The following is a 25,414-nucleotide window of genomic DNA, read 5'->3' as shown; positions in this document are numbered from 1 at the left end:
ACCGGATGACCGAGCTCACCGAACTGACCGCTGTACGACTCGTCGAGGGGTACCGCAAGGGCGAATTCAGCCCCGTGGACGCGGTGCGGGCCGCGCTGCGCCGGGCCGAGGAGATCCAGCCCGCGGTGAACGCGTTCGTACGGCTCGACGAGGAGGCCGCGCTCGCGCAGGCCCGGGAGTCCGCCGAGCGGTGGCGGCGGGGTGAGCCGGCCGGTCCGGTGGACGGCGTGCCGGTCTCGGTGAAGGACATCCTGCTGATGAAGGGCGGGCCGACCCTACGAGGCTCGCGGACCGTGTCCGAGTCCGGTGCCTGGGACGAGGACGCGCCGTCGGTGGCGCGGCTGCGCGAGCACGGGGCGGTCTTCCTGGGGCGGACGACGACACCCGAGTTCGGCTGGAAGGGCGTCACCGACTCCCCGGTGTCGGGAGTGACAGGCAATCCGTACGACCCCTCCCGCACCGCTGGCGGGTCGAGCGGCGGGAGCGCGGCGGCCGTGGCGCTGGGCGCGGGTCCGCTGTCGCTGGGCACGGACGGGGGCGGCAGCGTCCGTATCCCCGGCTCCTTCTGCGGCATCTTCGCGCTGAAGCCGACGTACGGGAGAGTGCCGCTGTATCCGGCGAGCGCCTTCGGGACGCTCGCGCATGTGGGTCCGATGACGCGGGACGCCGCGGACGCGGCGCTGATGATGGACGTCATCAGCGGTCCGGACACCCGGGACTGGTCGGGGCTCGGGCCGCCGCCCGGCTCGTACGCGGAGGCCCTGGACGGTGGCGTACGGGGGCTGCGGGTGGCCTATTCGCCCTCCCTGGGTGGGCAGGTGGCGGTACGGCCCGAGGTCGCGGCGGCCGTGCGGCGCGGGGTGGAGGGGCTCGCGTCCCTCGGCGCGTACGTCGAGGAGGCCGACCCCGACTTCACGGATCCCGTCGAGGCGTTCCATGTGCTGTGGTTCAGCGGGGCGGCGCGGGTGACGCAGCGGCTCGGCCCTCAGCAGCGGGAGCTGCTCGATCCGGGGCTGCGGGAGATCGTCGGGCTGGGTGAGCGGTTCAGCGCGCTGGACTATCTCGCGGCGGTGGACGTCCGGATGGAGCTGGGGCGGCGGATGGGGCGCTTCCACGACACGTACGACGTGCTGGTGACGCCGACGATGCCGATCACCGCGTTCGAGGCGGGGGTGGAGGTGCCGGGTGGGTCGGGGCATCGGCGCTGGACCGGTTGGACGCCTTTCACGTACCCCTTCAACATGACGCAGCAGCCTGCGGCGACCGTCCCGGTCGGGGTGGACGAGTCCGGGCTGCCGGTGGGGCTGCAGATCGTCGGGGCGCGCCATCAGGACGCGCTGGTCCTGCGGACGGCGCACGCGCTGTATGCGGCGGGCGTGGGCGGGGTGGCGCCGCCTTCCCTCTAGCCGAGGGGGGTGCGGGCCCTCTGGCCGAGGGGGTGCGGGGGCTGCGGGCCGGTGGGGGCGTGTTGCGCAGTTCCCCGCGCCCCTGAAAGCAACTGGTCGCCGATGCACGCATCAAGCCAGTGGGAGCCGGCCGCGCGGTTCCCCGCGCCCCTTCCGGGGGGCGACTGCGGGGGCGGGTCCCGGGGGGGGGACCTGTGGCGCCGCAGGTGCCTCAGGGGCGCGGGGAACTGCGCGGCCGGCACTCACCGGGCCGCAGCGATCCACAGCCCCCGCCCCCACTGGGCCGCAGGGAACACCCCTGCCGGCCCGGGGCCGCGGCCTACGCTCGCTGGAAGTTCAGCGACTCCCCCAGCGCCCCCGCCCGCCAGAGGTCGTTGCACGCCTCCGCCATCGCGTCGAGCCCGTCCACCACCTGCCCCCACACGATGCCCGGCACCCACCCCACATCCCCGTTGAGCAGCAGGTTGTTGCGCTCGTAGAAGAGGGCCAGGTCGATCACCGGTGTGCCCGCCTCGACGCCGGAGGCACCCCCGTACCCGTACGACCGGGACCCCAGCTGCGTACCGGAGAACGAGAAGTAGCAGAGGTCGCCCGGGATGGGCGTGACGGTCGGGTTCTCCAGGGGCGGTTCGGCCGGCGCGAAGGCCGGGAGCAGGGCATAGATCTCGTTGCGGGCGTACTTGGCGTGGTACACGTCACCGCCGAGCGGCAACGCGTTCCACACGGCCTCGCAGGTGATCGGTGCGCGGTCGTCGAGGAGCTTCGCGGTGCAGTGGACTCCGCGCTTGGACAGGGACACGTCGATGTAGCGGTCAGCCATGGGTTCCATGGTCCACCCGGGGTCAATACCGCCCCCGTGCGAATCGGGGCGCAAATTAATCCGAATAACTTGCATCACTTCGGGTAGCCGCGCGCCCATGGCTCCACCAATTGGGAACGACTCTAAGGAAGCTTCGCCGGACGTGGGGAACCGCGGCCCGCGCGGCACGAGCCGCCGGTCGCTGCTGGCGGGTGTCGCGGCGCTCGGCGCGCTCGGTGCCGCCGGCTGCAGCCGGGTGCCCACCGCGTCGGGCAAGGACGGCGGTGATCTCCTGGACCGGCTGAAGGCGCAGGGCGTCGTACGCCTCGGTATCGCCGGTGAGATCCCCTTCGGCTACATCGACAAGAACGGCGAGCTCACGGGTGAGGCCCCACAACTGGCCAAGGTCATCTTCAAGCGGCTGGGGGTGGACCGTGTGCAGCCCGTGCCGACGGAGTTCGGCTCGCTCATTCCCGGTCTGAAGTCCCAGCAGTTCGACGTGGTCGCCGCCGGGATGTACATCAACGCCGAGCGCTGCGCGCAGGTGATCTTCTCCGACCCCGACTACCAGATGCTCGACGCCTTCATCGTCCGCAAGGGCAACCCGAAGAACCTGCGCGACTACGAGGACGTCGTGAAGTCGGGAGCGAAGTTCGCGACCGGCACCGGCTACGCGGAGATCCAGTACGCGGTCGAGGCCGGGTACAAGGAGAGCGACATCCTGATCGTCCAGGACCAGGTCGCGGGCATGAACGCCGTCGAGGCGGGCCGTGTCGACGTCTTCGCCGGGACGGCGCTGACCACCCGCGAGGTCGTCAAGAAGTCCGGCAAGGTGGAGTCGACCGAGCCGTTCGCGCCCCTCGTGGACGGCAAGCCGCACACGGACGGCGGCGGCTTCGCGTTCCGTCCGACGGAGACGAAGCTGCGGGACGCCTTCAACGTGGAACTCGCGAAGATGAAGGAGAGCGGTGAGCTGCTGAGGATTCTGCGCCCCTTCGGCTTCACCAAGAACGAGATGACCGATATGACCGCGAAGGAGTTGTGCGGCGGATGACATCGGGACTCTGGGAACTCGTACTGAAGGGGATCTGGGTCACGGTCCAGCTGCTGGTCCTCAGCGCGCTGCTGGCCGCCGCCGTCTCCTTCGTGGTGGGCATCGCACGCGTCCACCGGCTGTGGATCGTCCGCTTCCTCGCGGGCTTCTACACCGAGGTGTTCCGAGGCACCTCGGCACTGATCATGATCTTCTGGGTGTTCTTCGTGCTGCCACTGGCCTTCGGCTGGCAGCTGGTCCCGATGTGGGCGGGCACCCTGGCCCTGGGCCTCACCTACGGGGCGTACGGCTCCGAGATCGTGCGCGGCGCCCTGAACTCCGTCGACCCGGCACAGGTCGAGGGCGGTATCGCGCTGAGCTTCACGCCCTGGCAGCGGCTGCGGCTGATCCTGCTGCCGCAGGCCGTGCCGGAGATGATCCCGCCCTTCTCCAACCTGCTGATCGAACTGCTCAAGGGCACCGCCCTGGTGTCCGTGATGGGCATGGGCGACCTGGCCTTCAGCGGGAACCTCGTGCGGCTCGCACTGCAGGAGAGCGCGGAGATCTACACGTACATCCTGCTGATCTACTTCGTGATCGCCTTCCTGCTCACGCGGCTCATGCGCGGACTGGAGAAGCGGTTGAAGGCCGGAATCGGAGAGGTTCCTGAGAAGGGTGTGTCCCAGGCCGAGCTGCATCGCCCGGAGACCACCGGAGTCGGCGGAGGTGCCGCATGACATGGGACTGGAGTGCCGTCGGCGACTTCATGCCGCACTTCTGGGACGGACTGCTGGTCACCCTGCAGGCCCTGGTGCTCGGCTCGCTGATCTCCTTCGTCCTCGGGCTGGTGTGGGCGCTGCTGATGCGGGCGCCGACCCGCTGGGTGCGCTGGCCGGTCGGGGTCGTGACCGAGTTCATCCGCAACACCCCGCTGCTGGTGCAGCTGTTCTTCCTCTTCTACGTACTGCCCGAGTGGGACATCACGTTCTCCGCGATGACCACCGGTGTCGTCGCGATCGGGCTGCACTACTCGACGTACACGATGCAGGTCTACCGGGCCGGCATCGAGGGCGTGCCGACCGGCCAATGGGAAGCGGCCACGGCACTGAACCTGCCCATGACCCGGACGTGGACCGCGGTGATCCTGCCGCAGGCGATCCGCCGGGTGGTGCCCGCACTGGGCAACTACGTCATCTCGATGCTCAAGGACACGCCGATGCTGATGGCGATCACCGTCCTCGACATGCTCGGTGAGGCGCGCCTGTTCGCGCAGCAGAACTTCCAGTTCACCGAGCCGCTGACGGTCATCGGCGTGGCCTTCATCCTCATTTCCTATCCGGCTTCCCTCCTCATGCGAGCCCTGGAGCGACGTCTTGTCCGCTGACACCCCCCTGACAGAAGACTCCGCCGCGAACCCGGCGGTGGACGGCAGCGAGCTGATCCGGTTCGACAAGGTCACCAAGCGCTTCGGCGACAACACGGTCCTCGACGAGCTCGACTTCTCCGTCGCCTCCGGCAAGCACGTGACGCTGATCGGCCCGTCCGGCTCGGGCAAGACGACGATCCTGCGTCTGCTGATGACCCTGACGAAGCCCGACGAGGGCACGATCAAGGTGGGCGGCGACTACCTCACCCACGAGGAGAAGAACGGCAAGCTGGTCCCGGCCGGCGAGAAGCACATCCGCGAGGTCCGCAAGAACATCGGGATGGTCTTCCAGCAGTTCAACCTCTTCCCCAACATGAAGGTGCTGCGCAACATCACCGAGGCGCCGGTCACCGTGCTCGGCATGTCCAAGGACGCGGCCGAGGAGCGGGCCCGTGAGCTGCTCGACCTGGTGGGTCTGGCCGAGCACATCGACAAGTACCCGAGCCAGCTCTCCGGCGGGCAGCAGCAGCGCGTCGCCATCGCGCGGGCCCTCGCCATGCGGCCGCAGGTGCTGCTCCTCGACGAGGTGACGTCCGCGCTCGACCCCGAGCTGGTCGTGGGCGTCCTGGACGTGCTGCGGGACATCGCCCGCAGCACCGACATCACGATGCTCTGCGTGACCCACGAGATGAGCTTCGCCCGGGACATCTCCGACCAGGTGCTGATGTTCGACTCGGGCCGTGTCCTGGAGTCCGGCCCGCCGGAGAAGATCTTCGGCGACCCGGAGCACGACAGGACCCGGGAGTTCCTCGGCGCGCTGCTCTGAACCGTGGTGCCGTGCGGTGTCGCGCCGATCCGGTGCGGCACCGCACAGCTCGCGCCAATGACGTTGGCATATGCCACACGCGTGCGCCGCTGCTGAAGGGGCTGATATGCGCCACCAATCCCGCCAACCGCCCCTCCCCGCACCCGCCTTGACGGCTATCGTGGAGGAGGCCCGGCCGACCGGGCTGCGTTGATGTGCAGGCCGATGCGGACCGTGTCGACCCGCGCGCCGGGCCGAAAAGCGCAGGGGGACAATCGTGGCCCTGAAGCATGAGCCGACCGCGCCGTACCACTCGGCGCAGGACGCCCTGCGCGTCCTGGAAACCGTGGCACGGCACACCACCGGCGTCACCGACGTCGAGCTCGCCCGGCACACCGGCCTCGAAACCGAGCGCCTCACCGCGCTCCTGCGCATGCTGCGCCGCGAGGGCTACGTCGAACAGCTCGCGGACGGGGCGTACGTCACCGGGGAGGCCTTCGGCCGGCTGGGCTCCGTGCGCGACCGGGACGAGGCCCTGCGCGGCCAGCTCCAGCGGAACCTCGACCGGCTGCGCGACTCGGTCGGCGCCGCCGTCTACATGAGCCGGTACGTGGACGGTGAGATCCACGTCACCCAGTGCGCGGAGGGCCCGGCCACCCCGGCGGTCAACGAGTGGGTGGACTTCCGCTCCGCGGCGCACGCCAGCGCGATCGGCAAGAGCCTGCTCGGCCAGCTCGACCTCAACGGCCGGCGCGACCACCTCTCCCGCCACCGGATGGCCCGGCTCACCTCGCGCACCATCACGAACGAACGGGTGCTCCTGTCCCGGCTCGACGCCCAGGCACCCACCGTGCCCGTGCTCGACCTCCAGGAGTACGCGATCGGCACGGTCTGCGCGGCGGTCCCCATCACGGCGGGTTCGGCCGTGGGCTGCCTCGCCCTCTCCCTCCCGGTGGAGCACGCCCACCGGCTGCGCGAGGCGGCGAACACGCTGAACCGGGGCGCGGCACCGGTGCTTCTCTCGCTGGCCATCTGAGCGGGCCGTCCGAGCAGGCCGTCCGGGCGACAACCGGGCCTCCATCGGCCGACCGCCCGTGGTCGGCCCATGGTCCGCCGGTGGTCCGGAGCACCCCCGCGGACCGGGTAGTATTTTCCCTGTCGCCAGCCGCGAGAGCGGTCGGCGGGAGTCACGCGCCGCTAGCTCAGTTGGTTAGAGCAGCTGACTCTTAATCAGCGGGTCCGGGGTTCGAGTCCCTGGCGGCGCACAGAAGAAAGGCCTCCGTGAGAGCGGGGGCCTTTTGCGTTGCACCTCACCTGAGCAGCAGCTCCTCGCGCCCCCGCTCCCGGTACCGCGCCACCAGTTCCTCGACGTCCGCCCCGCTCAGCGGCCGGTACCCCGGCTCCCCCGGCGGGCGCCACCACACCGGGTCCGCGCACCGGAAGCCCTCCCGGCGCAGCCCCGCCCGGTGGATCTTGTTGGTGGCGGTGACCGGCATCCGGTCGAGTACCCGTACGAACCGGGGGGCCATCTTGGTGCCCAGGTCCGGCTGGGCGCGCAGGAAGGCCTCGAAGGCTCGCGGTTCGAACGTACCGGCCACGGTGGCCATGACCTGGTCGCCCGCCACCGGGTCGGGGACGGCGTACACGGCCACGGCGTCCGCGCCCTCGTAGCGGGCGAGGATGTTCTCGATCACCGCGGCGGCCAGGTTCTCGCTGTCGACGCGCAGCCTGTCGTCCGTACGGCCCGCGAAGTACAGGTACCCGTCGGCGTCCCGGTAGAAGAGGTCGCCGGTCCAGTACCAGCCGCCCCCGCCCCGCGCCGCCTCCGCCGCCGGATTGCGCCAGTAGCCCTCGAAGGCGTTGGGGCCGCGGTTCACCAGCTCGCCTATCGCCTCCCGCCCGTTGAGCAGCAGGCCGTCGGGGCCGAAGACCGCCGCGGGGCACTCGGTGCGGGTCCGCGGATCGATCACCGCGAGGTCGTCGCCGGGCGCCGCCCGCCCGGTCGCTCCCTTGGGCGTCCCGGGCGTCCACTGGATCGCCGCCCCGCCCTCCGACGATCCGTAGCCCTCCACGAGGCGCACTCCGAACCGCTCCTCGAAGGCGGCCGCGTCCACCGCCCCCGCCTCCGTCCCGAAGCCCGTGCGCAGCGGGTTGTCGCGGTCGTCGGCGCGGGCCGGGGTCTGCAGGATGTACTGGACGGCGCGCCCGACGTAGGTGAAGTACGTGGCCCCGTAGGTCCTTACGTCCGTCAGGAAGCCCGAGGCCGAGAAGCGGCGCCGCAGCGCCACGCCCGCGCCGGCCGCGAGGGCGGGTGCCCAGTCGGCGATCACCGCGTTGCCGTGGAACATCGGCATGCAGATGTAGTGCACGTCGTCCGCGCGCACCCCGAAGTGGCCGGCCAGCGACCGCCCGGCCGCCGCGATCCGCCCCTGCGAGCAGATCGCCGCCTTGGGCGCGCCGGTCGAACCGGAGGTGAAGTAGAGGAGGAAGCGGCTCTCCGGGGTGACCCCCGCGGCCGTCCCCGGCCCGGGGCCGGCGTCCGCGTACGGCGCGAGCAGTTCCTCGTAGGCCTCCGTGCCGGTCACCAGGACGCGTACGCCGGGGAGTTCAAGGCCGTCGAGGAGCGGGAGGTGGGTCCGCTCGGTGACCAGGACACCGCATTCGGTGTGGAGGATGTCGCGGGCGAGTTCGGGGCCTCGGCGGGTGGGGTTGATCCCTGCCACGGCCGCGCCCGCGAGGGCCGCGGCGCCCAGCCAGAGGGGGAACTCGGGAGTGTTGTCGAGCAGCACCCCCACGTGCGGCTGCGCGCGGGGCGGCAGCAGGTCGGTGAGCAGTGCGGCCCGCGCCGCCGCGCCCGCGGCCACCTCGTGGTGCGTCAGGGTGCGCTCCTCGAACCACAGACCCGGCCGGTGATCACCCCACCGCTCCTGTACGAGCTCGGCGACGGTACGCCGGCCGGCTCCCGCACTCCCGGTCCCCACGCTGCTGGCTCCCATGGGGGCGCAGGGTAGTTGACGGAGCGTCAGATGAGGAGGGCTCCGGGACCGCCCGTCAGGGCACCTGCGGGGGCACCGTGACGGTCACGCCGTCCGGGCCCGTGATGGTGGTGCCGTCCGGCCCCGGCCACTTGAAGTCGTCGAACACCTGGTCGGAGTCATCGGAGAGGGAGTCGCCCGCCTCGGACATCTCGGCGTAGGTGACCGCGAAGCCGACGCAGGCCGCCACGATCAGTCCGAGGAACGTCAGGGCCACCGCGGTCCGCGCCGTGTTCCTGCCGTGGCCCGGCGGCCTGGCGGTGGCCCTCACCATCTCGCCCTCGGCGTAGTACACGACGACGAGGTCACCCTCGACGATCGTGCCCGGCCCGTCCTCCTCCTCGAAACGGATGCTGCGCCCGTCCCGGGCCGTGAACTCGTAGACGTGGTGCAGTGTCGTGTGCACGGAGGAGTCGCCGCTGCCGCCGCTGGTCGTCGTGTACGTGCGCAGACAGCGCGCCTCGGCGGTCAGCCCGCTGTTCCAGATGCGCCGGAGCTGCAGCGAGCGCCGGATCACCCTGCTCGCCAGGAACAGCATCGCGGCCGCGATCAGCCCGGGCAGCGCGTAGAAGAAGAGATCCATGGTCGTCCCCCGACATTCGGTGCAGCTCCACGCACGCCGTCATGGTCATGTCGACGTGCGTGGAACCTACCCGTGGGGGGTGGCGGAGATCCTCAAGGGATGCTCAGAGTTGCGCGGCGGGCGCCGCAAGACGCCCGCCGGGCGGTCAGAAGGTGACGTCCGAGCAGGCGTAGAACGCGTTGCCCGTGTCGGCGATCGTCCACACCGCGAGGATGACGTGGTGTCCGCTCCTGCCCGACGGCAGGGTGCCGCTGTGCGAGAGCGTCGCCGGGGGCTGACCGCTGTAGGGGACGGTCAGGAACGGCGTGGTGTCCAGCGCGGACCGGGTCAGCGGAGCGTTCTGGTTCCAGCCGCTCTTGGTCAGGTAGTACTTGAAGTCGGTCGTGGAGTGCCGGGCCGTGAACTGCCAGCGGAAGGTGTAGCTCTGCCCGCCGCTGACCTTGGTCGTCGGCCAGGCGCCGCCCGAGGGTGTCGTCGCCTTGTTCAGCGCGCCGAAGTTGGCGTGGTTCGCGGAACAGATCTGACCGTCCGCGGGCCCGGCCGCCGGGAAGCCCTTGGGGCCCTCGACGCTCTGGGGTTCCCACTGGATGTCACCGCAGTTGGCCACGGCGCCGTTCTGGCAGAGCTTCTGCCGGCTGATGGGGAGATCCGTGTAGCCGTGGCCGGTGGCACCGCCGCTGGAGAGGACGATCGCTCCGGTGGTGGCGAGCCCGACGGCGGCGGCGTACCACTTCAGCCGCTTTCGGGGGGTGGGAGTCGGCCGGAGGGTCGACTGGGGAGTTTCTCGCATGCTGCCGCTCCTGGAGAACGTGGGGGAAGTTCCGTGAGCCGTGCGTGCGCATCGCGATGCGTGGAGGTGGGTCCGAAGGGGCCCGGGTGAAGCCGAGTGAATCCGTGTGGGTCCGAGGCGATGATTCAGGTCTAGACCAAGTACCAGATTATTGCCAGGACTTGGCTGTGTCCATATCAAGTCCACGTCAAAAACGGGATGGGTCCATACCAATCTCGGAGGGGCCGACGGGGAGGCCGATCGTGGAGAGGATCCGGTGACACCGGTCCCGTGACTTCTCCACCAGTTCCCCGTTCGGGTCGTCGTTGGTGGCCACCCAGTCCCGCGCCCGCGCCTTGTCCTTGCCGCCCGCCAACTGCCGCTCCACCAGCCGCTCCTGCCGCACGTCCCCCGGCGCCTCCACGTACCAGCACTCCCCCATGAGCACGTACGCGTCCCGCCATCCCGGCAGATCGCAGGCGAGATAGTTCCCCTCGGTGACGACGAGCCGGGCGGCCGGCGGCACCAGGTGCCGCGCGGCGACGGGCTCGTGGAGCGTGCGGTCGTAGTCCGGTACGTAGATGTCGCGGACCGTCTCGTCGAGGACCCGGCGCAGCAGATCGACGTATCCCCACACGTCGAAGCTCGGCTCGGAGCCCTTGCGGGCCGTCAGGCCGAGGCGTGCCAGCTGGGCGTTGGAGAGGTGGAAGCCGTCGAGCGGCAGATAGGCGGCGCCCTCGCCGAGCCGCTCGACCAGGGCGCGGGCGAAGGTGGACTTGCCGGCGCCGGGCGGCCCCGCCAGGCCCAGTACGGCCCGCGGGGTGTCCTCGGTCAGGCTCCAGGCGTCCGAGGCGAGGTCGGCGAGGGTGTGGGGGCCGTCGGTGGCGGCGGAGGCGTGGGGGTCGGTGGCGGCGGAGGCGTGGGGGTCGGGGGCGGTAGGGGCGTGGGGGCCGGCGGTGGTGGGGGCGTGGGGGTCGGCGGTGGGGGTGCGGGGGTCATCGATCTCCATGCCCCGTATAGAACGCCACCGTCAGGTCCTTCACCAGGGCCTTGCGCTCGTAGTCGTCGAGCTCGACGAGTCCGCGCAGCGTCAGCCGGGTCACCGTGTCCTCGACGGAGTCGACGACCGAGGTGAGGACCTTGTCGCGGTGCTGGGCGTCCAGGGCCGCGATCCGGCGGCGCTGCATCACGGCGGCGATCTCGGGCGCGTACTCCACCCCGAGCGGCTGCGCCGAGTACACCTGGAGACCGACCGCCGCCGCCTCCGCCGCCACCAGACGGGTCAGCGAGTCACTGACGGCCTCCGTGTTGCGCAGGGTCGCGGCGTCCGCCGCTCCCGGCGAGTTCGGCGAGAGGTCGGCCGGCAGCTGGGCGAGCACCCGGGCGAGCGCCGCCTCCACGCACTCGCGCAGATACAGCTGATGGTCCTCGACCCCGAGCGCGGCGCGGGCGGTGTCCCGCACCCGCCAGACGACGAGCACGACGACACGCAGCGCGACCCCGTTCGCGTCGACCGCGGGCATCGCCTCGCTCCGCCAGTGCCGCAGCCGTACGTCGATCCGGCGGCGCAGCACCAGCGGGTTCACCCACATGAGCCCGGTGCGCCGGACCGTGCCACGGTAGCGGCCGAACAGGCCCAGCACCCAGGCGCGTCCGGTGCGGCCGCGTGCCAGCCCGCCGAACCCGAACAGGGCGAGCGCGCCGCAGCCCGCGAGCGCCGCCCACTGCGGGCCGCCGAGCCCGGCACCGGTGTGCGCCGGCAGGCCCAGCGCGTCCACGGCGAGCGGCGGCAGGGCGCCCGCCCACCACGACGCCAGGACGCACCCGGTCGCACCGACGGCGCCGGCCAGCACTCCGGCCATGCCCGGCAGCACCCGGGCGGGCCGCTCCACCAGGTCGGGGTCGACGTCCGGGGTGGGCCTCGGCCGCAGCGGGGGCGGGGTGCGCCGGGCGATCCGCGGCTGTTCGCCGGTGCCCCGCCTGCGGCTCACGACGGCGGGCGCGAGGGCCACGGACACCGGCTCGGGCTCGTCGCGGAACAGCAGGTGGACCGGGATCTCGGTGGTCGCCTCGTTGTGGATGACCCGCGCCCCGCGGCCACCCGCCTCCCGGCCGCCGGTGTCCCGACCGGCCGCCTCGGGCGGCCCCTCGGACTCCGGGGAGTGTGAAGTGGTCGTCGTACTCATACGTGCCTCCGTGCCTCCGCACCGGGAAGAACTGCCGTGTGGAACGAACCGCCGTGAGAGAAGGGCTCCGAGAACCGGGCCTGAGAGCCGAGCCCTGAGAGCAGGGCGCTGAGAGCCGAGCGCTGAGAGCAGGGCGCTAGGAGAAGAGGCGCCGCCAGGTCTCCGGCCCCGGGTAGCCGTCCGCCGCCCCGCCGCGCCATCCCTGCGCGCGCTGGAACGCCTCGACGTTGCGCCGGTCGCCCTCGCCCCAGCGCGGTCCCGGGCCCTGTGTGTAGTACTTGCCGAATCCCTTCTTCACCAGTTGCCTCCCCAGCCGGGTGACGTGGGCGTTGTCGGCGCCGGGCCGGAACAGCGCCCGGCCGGGATAGCCGGCGACACCGTGCGAGGCGACCCCTCCGGCCGGGGGCTTCGCGGGAGTACCGGGGCCGCCGGGCCTGCCGGGGCTGCCGGCGTTCGCGGCCCTGACGTCACGGCCCTTGCCGTTCACCAGGTACGACCAGGTCGCCGGCCCCGGCAGCCCGTCGGCGTCCGCCCCGGTCCAGCCCTGCGCCTGCTGGAACGCCCGGGTCGCCCGCCGGTCCGCGTCCGACCAGCGCGGCCCCGGCCCCGAGGTGTAGAAACTCCCCGCGCCCCGTGCGACGAGCATCCGCCCGAGCCGGGTGACGTACGCGTTGTTCGCGCCGGGACCGAAGGCTGCCGCCCCGGGAAAGGCGGCCGTGGCCGGCGAGGTGACGGGCGTGACGGTGCCGCCCTTGACCGGCTCCGACCTGACTCCCTTGTAGCGATAGGCGAGATAGCGGTCCGAATTGCTCCAGTAGGCGTAGGGAGTGACCACCCTGCGGGCGTGCGGGCGGGTCAGCTCGTATGCGATGTAGTGGCTCCGCGTGTAATCCGTCCAGCCGCCGAAAATCACGACGTGCGAACCTTTCTCGGGGTCGGACGGATTGTGGAAGAGCAGCATGTCCCCCGGCTGGAGATCGTCCCGGGCGATTCGGACGCCGTACTTGTCGAGGCTGCCCGTCCATTCGTTCCCGCCGAGATTCCAGGCCATCGAGACGAAGCCCGAGCAGTCCTGGCGGTAACCGTCGGACCAGTACGCGCCCATGTTGTAGGGCACCTGCGCGACGACCCACTCCTTGGCCCGGTTGATGATCTCGGCCCGGGTCGTCAGAGGCGCCTTGATCTTGGCCGGAGAGCCGCCGGGGCCGTGCAGCGGGGTCGTGCCGCCCTGGGGTGAGCCGGGGTCGTCCCCCGCGGGGACACCGGGCCGCTGCGGGGCGTGCGCGGCGGCGAGGGCGGGGGTGGCGCCCGCGGCGCCGAGCGCCGTGCCGGCGGCGGCCGCCGCGAGAACGAGCGCGATGGGGGCGCCCCCTGCGCGGGTGAGGATCGGGCCGAGAGCCGGGGAATGGGCCGCCGGGTGGCCGCCGAATCCGCCGACGGCCGCGGAATGGGGCAGCACGTGCCGCCAGTGTGTACATCCGGGGCAGTCGCAATCGCTCTCGGGATCGAATTCCTCGAATGCCGGAGCGGTCATGCTTTTCCCCTCGCTGTCCTGCGTGAGCTTTCCGCGCGTCTGCACGTTCGTCAGTTTCGCAACTTGTCGCCTATACCGCATGTTGACGGTCCGAATGATGTAGTCGGCCCCCTCCGGCGGTGGGGTTCGATTTCGGCTGCGGCTCCGGTGCGGGTTGCTCGCGCAGTTCCCCGCGCCCCTGAAAAGCGGGGCTGTGCCCCGGCCCGGCCAGGGGCGCGGGGAACTGCGCGGCCGGCCCCCGCCGGAGCTGCGGTCGGACCGCTCCCGAAGGTCCGGTAGAGTTCTCGCGTCGGCGAGAGCCACACGCGCCGCTAGCTCAGTTGGTTAGAGCAGCTGACTCTTAATCAGCGGGTCCGGGGTTCGAGTCCCTGGCGGCGCACAAGAGGTGCGGCAAGAACTGCACAAGCAGTAGGGAAGAGGCTCCTCGCGAGAAGCGAGGAGCCTCTTCGCGTAGGGCCGACCCCGTACGGCCCGCTACCCTCTCGCCATGGCGCGCGACCTCCAGGAGCAGATCAAGAAGCTCATCATCGACCGTCGGCTGCCCTCGGGCGCCGTACTGCCGACCGAGCCCGACCTCATGGAGCTGCTCGGCGCCAGCCGGAACTCCGTGCGCGAGGCCCTCAAGGCTCTCCAGGCGATGGGCATCGTCGAGATCCGGCACGGCTTCGGCACCTATGTCGGGCCGATGTCCATGGCGCCGATGATCGAGGGCCTGGCGTTCCGCACGGTCGCCGGGCACTACCGCGGCGAGGACAGCCTCCTGCAGCTGCTGCAGCTGCGCGAGGCGATGGAGACCGGCCTGGTCTCCCGGGTCGCGGGCAACGTCCCGCCGGACAACCTGGCCGCTCTGGACGCGCTGGTCGACCGCATGGAGGCCGAAGCCGGCGCCGGCGCGGGTCTCGCCGAGACCGACCGCGCCTTTCACGCCACCCTTTATCGGGGTCTGGGCAACCTGCTGCTGAGCGAGCTCCTGGAGGCGTTCTGGGACGCCTTCCACCGCGTACGCACGGATCTCGTGGAGTTTCCGCAGGATCCGAAGGTCACCTGCCGGCAGCACCGGGAGATCCTCGACGCGGTGCGTTCCGGTGACGCCGGGCGGGCCGAGGACGCAATAAGAGAACACTTCGGCAACATCCGTACACGGTTGACCGCAACGGTACCGAACGAGATCAGCAGGCTCCCCAATGAGCGCGTATGACCGGTAAACACCGTGTTTCGCATCTTGCGATCATGGTGAATGGCGTAGAACCCTGGGCAACAAGAGGCTGCGGTTACAGCGCAGTTGGGGGCATGAAAGCGGTTGCGTCCGGAGACGGGGATTGGGGCCCCGTTCAGACACGGATGTCGAGGGGGGCATCATGCAACCGGAAGGCCGCTCCGCCATGTCTATAGGGTATGTGGATGATGTGGTGACGGGGGCCTGCTGTTGATACGCCTGTGAATGTCTAGGGGGACATGAGCCGGCAAGGGAACAACGAGCACGCGGCGACTTCGCGTGTGGGGGGATGACTCATGACGTCGACGCCGACGGGCGCCCGGCAGAACTCCGACCCGTCCGAGACCACCCAGCTGAGGGTGCCGTCACAGACGCGGACCGGCACTTTCCGCAGAATCAAGAAGAACCTGCCGAGATACGACTACGAGCACTACAGCCGACTCGCGGGTCCTCTCACGCAACCGGATCCGAGCAAGCCGTACAAGGTGCAGTACCGCACGCTGCTCTCGCAGGAGCCGCACCGGCTGCGCGCCGCCCTGATGCTGGGCGCGGCGCCGCTCCTGTCGCTCGTGCTGCTCGGCTGGCTGCTCCAGCCGACGCACTGGACCGAACGGGACTATCCCGCGTACGACTTCCTGCCCGCGCTCGACATGGTGATGCTCGTCTCGATCGGTCTGATCGAGCTGTTCCGCTGCATGAACGTGCTGTCCAACGCGCACGCCACGCTGGTCGCCCGCGACCCGATCCCGGTGGTGCCCGAGACCGGCACCAGAGTGGCCTTCCTCACCTCCTTCGTGCCCGGCAAGGAGCCGCTGGAGATGGTGACGAAGACCCTGGAAGCCGCGGTCCGGATCCGCCACCGCGGCCTCATGCATGTCTGGCTGCTCGACGAGGGCGACGACCCCGCGGTGAAGGCGGTCTGCGAGCGCCTCGGCGTGCACCACTTCTCCCGCAAGGGCGTCGCGAAGTGGAACCAGAAGAAGGGCCCGCACCGCGCCAAGACCAAGCACGGCAACTACAACGCCTGGCTGGACGCGCACGGCGACAACTACGACTTCTTCGCCTCCGTCGACACCGACCACGTACCGCTGCCGAACTACCTGGAGCGGATGCTGGGCTTCTTCCGCGACCCGAACATCGGCTTCGTGATCGGCCCGCAGGTCTACGGCAACTACGACAACCCGATCACCAAGGCCGCCGAGTCGCAGCAGTTCCTGTTCCACGCGCTGATCCAGCGGGCGGGCAACGCCTACGGCTCCCCCATGTTCGTGGGCACGTCCAACGCCGTACGCATCAAGACGCTGAAGCAGATCGGCGGTCTGTACGACTCGATCACCGAGGACATGGCGACCGGTTTCGAGATCCACCGCCACAAGAACCCGGTGACGGGCAAGAAGTGGCGCTCGGTCTACACCCCGGACGTCCTCGCGGTCGGCGAGGGCCCGAACGCCTGGACGGACTTCTTCACCCAGCAGATGCGCTGGTCACGGGGTACGTACGAGACGATCCTCAAGCAGTACTGGAAGGGCGCCTACTCGCTGCCGCCGAGTAAGTTCTTCAACTACACGATGATGATCATCTTCTACCCGATGTCGGCGCTCAACTGGATCCTGGCCGCGCTGAGCTGTGCCCTGTTCCTGGGTCTCGGCGCCTCGGGTGTGAACATCGACCCGGCGATCTGGCTGATGCTCTACGGCAACGCCTCCGCGCTGCAGATCGGGCTCTACGTCTGGAACCGCCGCCACAACGTCTCGCCGCACGAGCCCGAGGGCTCCGGCGGCGTGGCCGGCATGATCATGTCCGCGCTGTCGGCGCCGCTGTACGCGAAGGCGCTCATCGACTCGGTGCTGCGGCGCAAGAGCAAGTTCGTGGTCACCCCGAAGGGCGACTCCGCGAGCCCGGACACCTGGTTCGGCACGTTCCGGTACCACTGGTACTTCATCGCGATCTTCATCGGTTCGATCACCGCCGGGTTCGTCTACGGTCACGCCCACCCGGCGATGATCATCTGGGCGACGTTCGCGCTGCTCATCACCGCCTCGCCGATGTTCGCCTGGCGCTGGATGATGCGACAGGACAAGAAGGGGAGAAAGCACCGGCAGGGTTCCCCGCAGGAGCCACCGGCCGCCCCGGCGCCCGTGTACGACAGCCGGATCCCGCTCCAGCCACAGCAGTCTCCGGCCCCTCAGCACGCGGCCCAGCACGCGCCTCAGCACAAGCCCAGCTGGGCGTCGGGCGGGGGGAACGACCAGACCGTGCAGATCTCCCTCGGGGGGCAGCACCGTTCGTCCGGGAACTGAGATACGCGGCCGCCGCGCCACGTATCTCCTCCCAGGGGCCGGGCCGGCGGTCGGGCCGGGGCCGGAAGATCCTTCCGGTCGCCGCCGGCCGCCACGCCGGGCCAGTCAAGCAAGCCGAGTTAGACGGGATTTGAAGTGAAAGACGGTTCCAGCCGCCGCCGTGCCCGCCGCATCGCGATAGGTGCGGCGGTGGTGCTTGCGCTGGCCGGGATGAACGGACCCGCGCTGTACCGCTTCGGGTCGGAGCAGTACCACGAGTACAAGATCAACAGGCCTGAGTACAAGGCCGCGAACGGCAAGTGGGACATCGTCGAGTTCCCCGAGAAGTACCGGCTGAACACCATTCACGCCGCGCTTCTGCACACCGGCAAGATCCTGCTGATCGCCGGTTCGGGCAACAACCAGGACAACTTCGACGCGAAGAAGTTCGACACGCGCATCTGGGACCCGGTCAAGAAGACGATCAAGAAGGTCCCGACGCCGGCCGACCTGTTCTGCACCGGCCACACCCAACTGCCCAACGGCAATCTGCTGATCGCGGGCGGCACCAAGCGCTACGAGAAGCTCAAGGGCGACATCACCAAGGCGGGCGGCCTGATGGTCGTCCACAACGAGAACCCGGACGAGCCGATCACCCTGCCCGCCGGAACCCGCTTCTCCGGCAAGGAGAACGGCAAGACGTTCGTGTCGAAGGACCCGGTCGTCGTCGAGCGGGCCAAGAAGGTCTTCGACAAGGCGACCGGCAAGTTCCTGCGCAACGAACCGGGCCTCGGCCGGATCTACGTCGAGGCGCAGAAGAGCGGCTCCAAGTACGAGACGGGCACGCAGGACAACTACCGCGTGCAGGGCCTGTCGGGTGCCGACGCGCGCAACACGTACGGCATCGCCCAGAAGCTCGCCCTCGACAAGAAGGACTTCCAGGGCATCAAGGACGCCTACGAGTTCGACCCGGTCGCCGAGAAGTACATCAAGGTCGACCCGATGAACGAGGCGCGCTGGTACCCGACGCTCACCACGCTGTCCGACGGCAAGATCCTCAGCCTCTCCGGCCTGGACGAGATCGGCCAGCTGGTGCCGGGCAAGAACGAGGTGTACGACCCGAAGACCAAGAAGTGGACGTACACCGACGGCGTCCGGCAGTTCCCGACCTATCCGGCGATCTCCCTGATGCAGAACGGCAAGCTGTTCTACTCGGGCGCGAACGCCGGCTACGGACCCGACGACGTCGGCCGTGACCCGGGCGTCTGGGACCTGGAGTCGAACAAGTTCAAGAAGCTCAAGGGCATGTCCGACCCGAAGCTCCTGGAGACCGCGGGCACGGTGCTGCTGCCGCCCGCGCAGGACGAGAAGTACATGGTGATCGGCGGCGGCGGGGTCGGCGAGTCCAAGCTGTCCAGCAAGAAGACCCGCATCATCGACCTGCTGGCCGACAACCCGAAGTTCACCGACGGTCCCGAGATGGAGAAGGGCACGCGCTACCCGCAGTACTCGATCCTCCCCGACGACGACGTGCTGGTGTCGGGCGGCTCGGAGGACTACCGCGGGCGCGGCGACACCAACATCCTCCAGGCGCGGATGTACGACTCGAAGACCAACGAGTTCAAGCGGGTCGCCGACCCGCTGGTGGGCCGCAACTACCACTCGGGCTCGATCCTGCTGCCCGACGGCCGCGTGATGTTCTTCGGCTCGGACTCGCTCTACGCCGACAAGGCCAACACGAAGCCGGGCAAGTTCGAGCAGCGCGTGGAGATCTACACGCCGCCGTACCTGTTCCAGGGTTCGCGGCCGACGCTCTCCGGCGGCCCGAAGACCATCGCGCGCGGTGAGTCGGCGGCCTTCACGTCGAAGCACTCCTCGTCGATCAAGTCGGCCCGGCTGATCCGGCCGAGCGCCTCGACGCACGTAACCGACGTCGACCAGCGGTCGATCGCGCTGGACTTCGAGAAGACGAAGAACGGCATCGAGGTCACCGTCCCGAAGAGCCGCAACCTCGTCGAGTCCGGCTGGTACATGCTGTTCGTGACGGACGACCAGGGCACCCCGAGCAAGGCCCAGTGGGTGAAGATCCCCTGACACCGGCCTGACGACAGCAGTCGTCGCGTGACTGGGGCGCCCTCCGCATGCGGAGGGCGCCCCAGTCACATGACGAGCGGATGGCTACTGCTTGCTCGCCTTCGCGAGCTTCAGCGCGTACTCCGGCCACCACTGGCCCGCCTTCGGGCCGTCCTTGCAGGTGCCGTCGGACTCGCCGGGCCGCTTGATCCACAGATAGGCGTCGACGAGGTCGTCACCGGTCTTCGTCGTGGGTGCCTCACCCAGGGCGCGCCCCGGCGGGTTGCACCAGTTCTCCTCCGGATCGCCCTCCGTGTACGGGCCGTTGCCGTTGCGGCTGGTGTCGATCACGAAGGGCTTGTCGCCGACCTTCGACGACAGCTCCTTGCCGTACTTCGTGCTGTCGGGCGTCTTGTAGAAGTTGGACACGTTGACCGCGAAGCCGCTCGCGTTCTCGACGCCCGCCAGCTTCAGCGGCTCGGCGATGTCGTCGGGCTTGCCCCAGCCCGCGTTGCCCGCGTCCAGGTAGACCTTCGTGTTCTTCAGCGACTCGAACTTCTCCACCGCGCCCCGCAGGAGGTCGTACCGCTCCTCGTGGAACTCGTCCGGGGTGCAGCCGTCCACCATGTGCAGGACCGCGTCCGGCTCCAGGATCACCGTGGCCGCCCGGTCGCCGATGCCCTTGGCGACCTGGTCGATGAAGCCCCGGTACGCGTTGCCGTCGGCGGCGCCGCCGCTGGAGAACTGGCCGCAGTCGCGGTGCGGGATGTTGTAGACGACGAGCAGCGCGTCCCGGTCGGCCTTCGCGGCGGCCTCGGTGAAACCGCGCGCCTCCTGCTCGGCGTTCTCCGGAGTGAGCCACTGACCGGTGGGCTGCTCGGCGATCGTACGGATCAGCTCGGCGTCCTCGTCCTTGCCGTCCTTCTCATAGGTGGCGACCTGCTCAGCCGCGTTCCCCTCCGGGTTGACCCAGAACGGGTCCTTGTCCTTGGGCTGCTGGCTCACCTTGGCGCCCGACTTGTCCTTGTCGCCGCCGTCGTCCGAGGACGAACATCCTGCGAGCAGCAGCACAGCTCCGGCCACCGCCACGGACGCCCTTGCCCCGGCCCCCCTGCTCCCGTACATCGAAAACTCCCCCTCGGGTGCACCGTCCGAAGTATCAATCCTGACATACGTGTCGGGCCGCCCACGAGCACAGTCACGCCTTGTCGGCCAGCTGTTACAGCGATGAACGACCGGGCTGCCGCGGGGCGGGCAGCGGGGCCCGCGGACCCGCCTCGCCGCTGCCACGGCACTCCGGCCACCTGCGCGGATAACTCAGTGCCACCGGAGCGGGACTTGGCGTCATTCAGACCCTAGGCCGGAACGCTCATACGTTCTAGAGTCGTCTCAGACGGCCCGGGCCCCCGGCTGTCCGACCATCCGCACACACCCGGATGGGACCCTGAACCTCCCGTGCCGGTCGCCGGGTTACTCCCGCAGCCCGTGCGCGCACGGTCGAGGACCAGCCCGGTCGACGGCTCCGGGGGGAGCGGGTCGTCGACCGGGCAAGGTGCTGCCACCGCCCGTCCGCTCATCCGTTCATCGACCGGTGCCGCTGAGGTACGCGGAGACGACCACGTTCGCCGTGTAGGTGCGGCTGTCCCGGTCGAAGGTGCCGCCGCACGTGATGAGCCGGAGTTCGGCGCGCCCGGTCTGCCGTACCCCGTACGCCTTCCGGGCGTCGAAGCGGTCGCGGGCGAAGACCTGTACGTCCTCGACTGTGAACTCGGCGACCGTGCCGTCGTCCCGGACCACCCGGACCTCCGCGCCCGGCCGCACCTCGCTGAGGTGGTAGAAGACCGCGGGCCGGGTGTCGGTGTCCACGTGCCCGACGAGCAGCGCGGTCCCGGCCGCCCCGGGCCGCACCCCGTCCTCGTACCAGCCGACCGTCCCCGGCTGCCCGTACGGCGGCGGATCGATCGCCCCGCGCGGGTCGAGCCCGCGGCTCACCACGGGCGCCTGGACGCCCAGGGCCGGCACGTCCACGCGCTGGGGCCGCGCGGCCCGCAGCGGCCGGACCGCGGGCGGCAGTTCGACACCGAGCGGCCGTCCGACCGCCGCCACGTCACCGGTGGTCGGCGAGGATATGCCCTGCCGTACGTCGGTGACCTCTCGGCCCCACAGCCACAGTCCGAGCAGCAGCAGCGCCCAGGCCACTCCCATCAGGAGCCGGCCACCGCCCGAGGCGTGCTCCCGGGGTTCGCTCCGTTCGCGATGCCCGCGTTTCGACATGGCCGCTCAGTCCGCGCGACCGCGCGACCGCCGGGCGCTGCTGACGGCCACGGCGACGGCGGCGACTCCGGCCAGGACGAGGCCGACGACCGCGTGCCGGGTGCCGGGTCCCTCCGAGCGGGCCTCGGCGGCGGCGAGCCGGGCGGTACCGCCACCGCCCGCGTGCACGGGGGCGACGGGGGAGGCGGGCGCGGACGCGGCAGGGGACGCGGGATCCCGCTTCCCCTTCTGCTCCTCCTGCTCCCGCTTCTTCTCCTTCTGCTCCCGCTCCCGCTTTTCGCGCTGCTTCTTGTCGGCGACGGTGACCGTGCCCTTGATCTTGTGCTCGAAGCCGTCACAGGTGACCTTGACGTCGTACGTGCCGGGGTCGAGCGTCGAGCGGACACGGGTCTCGCCGCTGAGGGTCCCGGGAGTCCCGGTGAGCTGCGCGTCGGCGACGAACGCCTCGGACGCGGCGGTGCCGGTCATCCCGGTGCACCCCTGGACCCGCAGCCGGATGTCGCTGCCGGGGGCCGGGGAGCCCGGGGTCACCCGGACACCTCCGTCGGCGGCGTACGCGGTGGGGGCGAGTGCGGCGGCAGCCGCCGCACCGGCACAGAGAGCGAGTCGCAGTGAACCCATCGTGAACCTCCAGACACTTGGAGCGTCCTCCCCGGGACTCGGGGACGCATCCGGGGAGGGGGCCCACTGCTCCGTACGGGTGGCTCGTGCGGTGGCCCGTGCGGGTGGCTCGTACGGGTGGCTCAGATCCGTTCGACGAGGTCCGCGATGGAGTCGACGATCGTGGACGGGCGGTACGGGTACTTCTCGATCTCCGCCCGGGTGGTGAGACCGGTGAGGACGAGGAAGGTCTCCATGCCCGCCTCCAGACCGGCCAGCACGTCGGTGTCCATGCGGTCGCCGATCATCGCGCTGGTCTCGGAGTGCGCGCCGATGGTGTTGAGTCCCGTCCGCATCATCAGCGGGTTCGGCTTGCCCGCGAAGTACGGCTGCTTGCCGGTCGCCTTGGTGATCAGCGCGGCGACCGCTCCGGTGGCGGGCAGCGCGCCCTCGGCCGAGGGGCCGGTCTCGTCGGGGTTCGTGGCGATGAAACGGGCGCCGTCGTTGATCAGCCGCACCGCCTTCGTCATGGCCTCGAAGGAGTACGTACGGGTCTCGCCGAGGACCACGTAGTCGGGGTCGTGGTCGGTCAGCACGTACCCGATGTCGTGCAGCGCGGTGGTCAGACCCGCCTCGCCGATGACGTACGCGGAGCCCTCGGGGCGCTGGTCCTCCAGGAACTGGGCGGTGGCCAGGGCGGACGTCCAGATGTTCTCGACCGGCACGTCCAGGCCCATCCGGCGCAGGCGGGCGTGCAGGTCACGGGCCGTGTAGATGGAGTTGTTGGTGAGGACCAGGAAGGGCTTCCCGGACTCCCTGAGCTTCTTTATGAAGGCGTCGGCGCCGGGGATCGGCACACCCTCGTGGATGAGCACCCCGTCCATGTCCGTGAGCCACGATTCGATGGGCTTGCGCTCTGCCATGTGCCGTCTCCTGCCGTACGCGTTCTGCGTGAGCCGTGCGGGTGCGCCCGCATCACCGGACACAGCTGTGTGCCGACGCCCCCAGCCTAGCCATGCGCTGGATCTTGGTGGAGAGGGCGGACGAGGGAGAGGGCGGACGAGGGAGAGGGCGGGTGAGGGCCCGCGCGGTGACCCGCCTCGTGTTCAGCGTCTGCGGCGGGCCACGACCAGTGCGGTGGCCCCGGCGGCCAGGAGCAGCAGCGCGCCGGCCGACGCGGCGAGGACGGCGCGGGGCGACGACAGTCCCGTACCGGCCAGTTCTTCGGCGAACGGGAGTCCGTCCGGTAAGCCGTCGGAGGCGCCCGGCACCCGCTCCCGGTCCGCCGCGTCGCCGCGCGGCTCGGCCGTCCCCTGCTCCCCCGCCCCGCCCCCGACGATGCGGAACCGGTAGTCGTTCGACTGGCCCACCCAGGCGCCGTCGTCGTCGTGGCGCTGTACGACGGCCGCGTTCGCGACGACGTCGTTGGCCACCGCGTCCGAGGTGACCGCGAGCCGCACCTTGACGGAGAGGGTCCTGCCGGGCGCCACGGTGAACCCCGGGAAGTCGTCCTCCCCGGAATCACCGGACCCGCCGGGCACGGAGGCGCCGAGCACGCCGATGTGCTCGTCCTCGTCGGTCCGCTCGAAGGTCACGGGCCGGGGCCGCTGCCCGTCGTAGAACTCCAGACGCGGCTGCTCCGGCGTCAACGCCCGCTTCTCGTCCACCAGGACGACGACCGGGTGGACGTTCTCGCAGGTCACGTCGGTGGTGTTGGTGAGGTCGATGTACCAGATCCGGTATCCGCCACCGGCCTCGTAGACATCGGGCCCGCCGTGGATCCGGGTACGGACGGGAAACTCCCGCTTCCCGGAGGCGGCGCAGGCGGGCCGGCCCGGTTCGAGCCGGTCCGGTTCGAGCCGGCCGACGTGCTGGTCGGGCCCGGACCCGGGGAGGGCCTGGGCGGAGACCTGTGCGGCGGGCACGGAGGTGAGGGCGGCTGCAGCGGTCACGGCGAGAGACAGGGGCTTGCTCAGTCGCATGGACACGGGAGCCTGCCACGGAGGTGGGCGGGGGCTGCCGCGGCGCGCGGGGGCGGGGGCCGTTCGGGGGCCTTTCGGGGGCGGGAGCGCGTCCGGTCGGGTCTGCGCCACGGGGGCACGCCCGGTCCAGGGGCTGCTCCCGGGTCAAGGGGCGGCTCCCGGCCGAGGGGGCCGATCCCGTCGCTCAGCCTCCTCCGGTCAGGGCCCGTGTCCGTCCGAACAGCGGGGCCAGCAGCAGTTGGGCCGCGCCCTCCGCCACCGCCCGCGCGCCGCCGGGCGCGATCCGCACCGGTACGGGGCTGCCGGCGCCCTCGCGCCGGGCATGGGTGTCCAGGACCGCGCCGACGCCGCGTACGAAGCGTTCGGACTCCGCGGTGACCGTGCGGCCGCCGAGCAGGACGAGGTCGATGTCGAGCAGTCCGACGAGGTTCGAGGCGCCCTCGCCGAGGACACGGGCCGCCTCGTCGATGTCGCCCCGGGCCACCGCCGCGAGACAGAGCGCCTCGACGCAGCCCCGGTTGCCGCACGGGCAGGGCGGTCCGTCCAGCTGGATGACCTGATGCCCGAACTCCCCCGCCCCGGTACGGGCCCCGCGGTGCACGGCCCCGCCGAGCACGAGCCCGGCACCCAGTCCCGTACCGAGATGCAGGTACGCGAAAGCTCCGACCTCGCCGCCGACGGCCAGCCCGAGCGCCGCCGCGTTCGTGTCCTTGTCCAGGACCACGGGCACCCCGAGCCGCCGGGCCAGGGCGTCCCGCAGCGGAAACCCGTCCCACTCGGGGAACCCGGTCACCCGGTGCAGCACGCCGTGCGTGTGGTCGAGCGGCCCGGGCATGGCGACCCCGACACCGAGAACGGTGGACTTGGCGGACACGGAGGACACGGAGGGCACGGGGGACACGGGGGACACGGGAGGTTCGATGGACTCGGCGGGCCCGACGGTGCCGGGGCTGGTGCCGGTGCCGGGGCGGGGCAGCCCTTCCACCAGCACCCGGGCCTCGTCCACGACCACTGCCAGTACGGCCTCCGCCCCGGCTCCCAGGTCGAGCGCGGCCCGGCGCTCCGCCACGACCGCGCCCGTGAGGTCGACGAGGACGGCCCACAGCTCGTCCCGGTCGACCTGGAGTCCCACCGCGCGCCCGGCCTCCGGCACCAGCCGCAGCGCGGTCCTGGGCTTGCCTCCCGTGGAGGCCCGCCGTCCCGCCTCGGTGACCAGGCCGTCCTCACGCAACCGGGCGGTGATCTTGCTGACGGCCTGCGGAGTCAGCCCCGTGCGCTCGGCGAGTTCGAGGCGGCTGACCCCCGCCCGCCCGGCCCGCCGCAGCAGGTCGAGCAGCAGCGCGGCGTTGTGACTGCGCAGTGCGAGCAGGTTCACCCCGCTCTCACCGCCGGTCCTGATCCCAGCCACTCGGCACCCCTCTTCGCTCCTTCTGCGCTCCTTGCGTCCACACCCCATTGTCCCCGGCGCTTGCAC

At 70.7% G+C, this 25,414-nt stretch carries 22 protein-coding genes and 2 tRNA genes; 11 read left to right on the top strand and 13 right to left on the bottom strand.

Features of this window, described 5'->3' with window-relative positions; genetic code table 11:
* Positions 1-5 precede the first annotated feature (5 nt).
* Positions 6-1,406, top strand: coding sequence for an amidase (locus OHS59_RS28125; protein WP_328496141.1), 1,401 nt, complete (start codon positions 6-8; stop codon positions 1,404-1,406).
* 319 nt (positions 1,407-1,725) lie between these two features.
* Here the strand turns inward: OHS59_RS28125 and OHS59_RS28120 are convergent, their stop codons facing one another.
* Positions 1,726-2,226 (bottom strand): DUF3830 family protein, encoded by a 501-nt coding sequence (locus OHS59_RS28120; protein ID WP_328496140.1) that lies wholly within the window; start codon positions 2,224-2,226, stop codon positions 1,726-1,728.
* Between the two features lie 97 nt (positions 2,227-2,323).
* On the opposite strand from OHS59_RS28120, the gene ehuB reads away from it, so the two are divergent.
* From ehuB to OHS59_RS28090, 6 genes are all read left to right on the top strand, one after another.
* Positions 2,324-3,259, top strand: a complete 936-nt coding sequence (gene ehuB, locus OHS59_RS28115; protein WP_328496139.1) for an ectoine/hydroxyectoine ABC transporter substrate-binding protein EhuB — start codon at positions 2,324-2,326, stop codon at positions 3,257-3,259.
* Entirely contained in the window at positions 3,256-3,975 is a 720-nt protein-coding gene (gene ehuC / locus OHS59_RS28110) for an ectoine/hydroxyectoine ABC transporter permease subunit EhuC (RefSeq protein ID WP_328496138.1), read from the top strand. Before ehuB ends, ehuC begins: the two co-directional genes overlap by 4 nt.
* A complete protein-coding gene (gene ehuD, locus OHS59_RS28105; protein WP_328496137.1) occupies positions 3,972-4,622 on the top strand; it encodes an ectoine/hydroxyectoine ABC transporter permease subunit EhuD in 651 nt (216 codons plus the stop codon). The genes ehuC and ehuD overlap by 4 nt, the downstream gene beginning before the upstream one ends.
* Entirely contained in the window at positions 4,612-5,430 is an 819-nt protein-coding gene (ehuA, locus tag OHS59_RS28100) for an ectoine/hydroxyectoine ABC transporter ATP-binding protein EhuA (RefSeq protein WP_328496136.1), read from the top strand. Before ehuD ends, ehuA begins: the two co-directional genes overlap by 11 nt.
* A gap of 256 nt (positions 5,431-5,686) precedes the next feature.
* Entirely contained in the window at positions 5,687-6,445 is a 759-nt protein-coding gene (locus OHS59_RS28095; RefSeq protein ID WP_328496135.1) for an IclR family transcriptional regulator, read from the top strand.
* Between the two features lie 155 nt (positions 6,446-6,600).
* Positions 6,601-6,674, top strand: a tRNA-Lys gene (locus OHS59_RS28090).
* 45 nt (positions 6,675-6,719) lie between these two features.
* Here the strand turns inward: OHS59_RS28090 and OHS59_RS28085 are convergent.
* The 6 genes from OHS59_RS28085 to OHS59_RS28060 all read right to left on the bottom strand — a co-directional run bounded on the left by OHS59_RS28085 (position 6,720) and on the right by OHS59_RS28060 (position 13,516).
* The gene (locus OHS59_RS28085; RefSeq protein WP_328496134.1) at positions 6,720-8,405 is read right to left on the bottom strand and encodes an AMP-binding protein; all 1,686 of its coding nucleotides are present in this window, start codon (positions 8,403-8,405) and stop codon (positions 6,720-6,722) included.
* Positions 8,406-8,460: 55 nt separating this feature from the next.
* The gene (locus OHS59_RS28080) at positions 8,461-9,027 is read right to left on the bottom strand and encodes a DUF3592 domain-containing protein (RefSeq protein ID WP_328496133.1); all 567 of its coding nucleotides are present in this window, start codon (positions 9,025-9,027) and stop codon (positions 8,461-8,463) included.
* Positions 9,028-9,172: 145 nt separating this feature from the next.
* Entirely contained in the window at positions 9,173-9,817 is a 645-nt protein-coding gene (locus OHS59_RS28075; RefSeq protein ID WP_328496132.1) for a lytic polysaccharide monooxygenase auxiliary activity family 9 protein, read from the bottom strand.
* Positions 9,818-10,004: 187 nt separating this feature from the next.
* Complete coding sequence (locus OHS59_RS28070; protein ID WP_328496131.1) at positions 10,005-10,805, bottom strand: nucleoside/nucleotide kinase family protein; 801 nt, start codon at positions 10,803-10,805, stop codon at positions 10,005-10,007.
* Entirely contained in the window at positions 10,792-11,982 is a 1,191-nt protein-coding gene (locus OHS59_RS28065) for an SPFH domain-containing protein (protein ID WP_328496130.1), read from the bottom strand. The genes OHS59_RS28070 and OHS59_RS28065 overlap by 14 nt, the downstream gene beginning before the upstream one ends.
* Positions 11,983-12,118: 136 nt before the next feature.
* Positions 12,119-13,516 (bottom strand): peptidoglycan-binding protein, encoded by a 1,398-nt coding sequence (locus tag OHS59_RS28060; protein ID WP_328496129.1) that lies wholly within the window; start codon positions 13,514-13,516, stop codon positions 12,119-12,121.
* A 305-nt stretch (positions 13,517-13,821) separates the two neighbouring features.
* Here OHS59_RS28060 and OHS59_RS28055 point away from each other — a divergent pair.
* The 4 genes from OHS59_RS28055 to OHS59_RS28040 all read left to right on the top strand — a co-directional run bounded on the left by OHS59_RS28055 (position 13,822) and on the right by OHS59_RS28040 (position 19,105).
* Positions 13,822-13,895: transfer RNA gene (locus tag OHS59_RS28055), tRNA-Lys, on the top strand.
* A 108-nt stretch (positions 13,896-14,003) separates the two neighbouring features.
* A complete protein-coding gene (locus tag OHS59_RS28050; RefSeq protein ID WP_328496128.1) occupies positions 14,004-14,714 on the top strand; it encodes a FadR/GntR family transcriptional regulator in 711 nt (236 codons plus the stop codon).
* Positions 14,715-15,028: 314 nt separating this feature from the next.
* Positions 15,029-17,032, top strand: a complete 2,004-nt coding sequence (locus OHS59_RS28045) for a glycosyltransferase family 2 protein (protein WP_328496127.1) — start codon at positions 15,029-15,031, stop codon at positions 17,030-17,032.
* Between the two features lie 135 nt (positions 17,033-17,167).
* Entirely contained in the window at positions 17,168-19,105 is a 1,938-nt protein-coding gene (locus OHS59_RS28040; protein ID WP_328496126.1) for a kelch motif-containing protein, read from the top strand.
* An 84-nt stretch (positions 19,106-19,189) separates the two neighbouring features.
* Here OHS59_RS28040 and OHS59_RS28035 read toward each other — a convergent pair whose 3' ends face one another.
* From OHS59_RS28035 to OHS59_RS28010, 6 genes are all read right to left on the bottom strand, one after another.
* Complete coding sequence (locus tag OHS59_RS28035; RefSeq protein ID WP_328496125.1) at positions 19,190-20,209, bottom strand: glycoside hydrolase family 6 protein; 1,020 nt, start codon at positions 20,207-20,209, stop codon at positions 19,190-19,192.
* A gap of 456 nt (positions 20,210-20,665) precedes the next feature.
* Positions 20,666-21,358, bottom strand: a complete 693-nt coding sequence (locus tag OHS59_RS28030) for a class F sortase (RefSeq protein ID WP_328496124.1) — start codon at positions 21,356-21,358, stop codon at positions 20,666-20,668.
* Positions 21,359-21,364: 6 nt separating this feature from the next.
* On the bottom strand, positions 21,365-21,979 hold the full coding sequence (locus OHS59_RS28025) for a hypothetical protein (protein ID WP_328496123.1): 615 nt from the start codon (positions 21,977-21,979) through the stop codon (positions 21,365-21,367).
* 122 nt (positions 21,980-22,101) lie between these two features.
* Positions 22,102-22,881, bottom strand: coding sequence for an HAD-IIA family hydrolase (locus OHS59_RS28020; RefSeq protein WP_328496122.1), 780 nt, complete (start codon positions 22,879-22,881; stop codon positions 22,102-22,104).
* A gap of 183 nt (positions 22,882-23,064) precedes the next feature.
* A complete protein-coding gene (locus tag OHS59_RS28015; RefSeq protein ID WP_328496121.1) occupies positions 23,065-23,910 on the bottom strand; it encodes a hypothetical protein in 846 nt (281 codons plus the stop codon).
* A gap of 214 nt (positions 23,911-24,124) precedes the next feature.
* A complete protein-coding gene (locus tag OHS59_RS28010) occupies positions 24,125-25,396 on the bottom strand; it encodes an ROK family transcriptional regulator (RefSeq protein ID WP_443061510.1) in 1,272 nt (423 codons plus the stop codon).
* Positions 25,397-25,414 lie beyond the last annotated feature (18 nt).

It is taken from the genome of Streptomyces sp. NBC_00414 (assembly GCF_036038375.1).
Lineage (GTDB): Bacteria > Actinomycetota > Actinomycetes > Streptomycetales > Streptomycetaceae > Streptomyces.
This window is presented reverse-complemented; position numbering and strand designations above follow the sequence as displayed.

Excerpts from the sequence above, each read along its gene's own strand:
- OHS59_RS28020 (WP_328496122.1), bottom strand. The coding sequence starts at position 22,881 with ATGGCAGAGCGCAAGCCCATCGAATCGTGGCTCACGGACATGGACGGG.
- ehuD (WP_328496137.1), top strand. The coding sequence starts at position 3,972 with ATGACATGGGACTGGAGTGCCGTCGGCGACTTCATGCCGCACTTCTGG.
- ehuC (WP_328496138.1), top strand. The coding sequence starts at position 3,256 with ATGACATCGGGACTCTGGGAACTCGTACTGAAGGGGATCTGGGTCACG.
- OHS59_RS28075 (WP_328496132.1), bottom strand. The coding sequence starts at position 9,817 with ATGCGAGAAACTCCCCAGTCGACCCTCCGGCCGACTCCCACCCCCCGA.
- OHS59_RS28035 (WP_328496125.1), bottom strand. The coding sequence starts at position 20,209 with ATGTACGGGAGCAGGGGGGCCGGGGCAAGGGCGTCCGTGGCGGTGGCC.
- ehuB (WP_328496139.1), top strand. The coding sequence starts at position 2,324 with ATGGCTCCACCAATTGGGAACGACTCTAAGGAAGCTTCGCCGGACGTG.
- OHS59_RS28065 (WP_328496130.1), bottom strand. The coding sequence starts at position 11,982 with ATGAGTACGACGACCACTTCACACTCCCCGGAGTCCGAGGGGCCGCCC.
- OHS59_RS28080 (WP_328496133.1), bottom strand. The coding sequence starts at position 9,027 with ATGGATCTCTTCTTCTACGCGCTGCCCGGGCTGATCGCGGCCGCGATG.
- OHS59_RS28030 (WP_328496124.1), bottom strand. The coding sequence starts at position 21,358 with ATGTCGAAACGCGGGCATCGCGAACGGAGCGAACCCCGGGAGCACGCC.
- OHS59_RS28085 (WP_328496134.1), bottom strand. The coding sequence starts at position 8,405 with ATGGGAGCCAGCAGCGTGGGGACCGGGAGTGCGGGAGCCGGCCGGCGT.
- OHS59_RS28125 (WP_328496141.1), top strand. The coding sequence starts at position 6 with ATGACCGAGCTCACCGAACTGACCGCTGTACGACTCGTCGAGGGGTAC.
- OHS59_RS28010 (WP_443061510.1), bottom strand. The coding sequence starts at position 25,396 with ATGGGGTGTGGACGCAAGGAGCGCAGAAGGAGCGAAGAGGGGTGCCGA.
- OHS59_RS28025 (WP_328496123.1), bottom strand. The coding sequence starts at position 21,979 with ATGGGTTCACTGCGACTCGCTCTCTGTGCCGGTGCGGCGGCTGCCGCC.
- OHS59_RS28060 (WP_328496129.1), bottom strand. The coding sequence starts at position 13,516 with ATGACCGCTCCGGCATTCGAGGAATTCGATCCCGAGAGCGATTGCGAC.
- OHS59_RS28120 (WP_328496140.1), bottom strand. The coding sequence starts at position 2,226 with ATGGCTGACCGCTACATCGACGTGTCCCTGTCCAAGCGCGGAGTCCAC.
- OHS59_RS28070 (WP_328496131.1), bottom strand. The coding sequence starts at position 10,805 with ATGGAGATCGATGACCCCCGCACCCCCACCGCCGACCCCCACGCCCCC.
- OHS59_RS28045 (WP_328496127.1), top strand. The coding sequence starts at position 15,029 with ATGACGTCGACGCCGACGGGCGCCCGGCAGAACTCCGACCCGTCCGAG.
- OHS59_RS28050 (WP_328496128.1), top strand. The coding sequence starts at position 14,004 with ATGGCGCGCGACCTCCAGGAGCAGATCAAGAAGCTCATCATCGACCGT.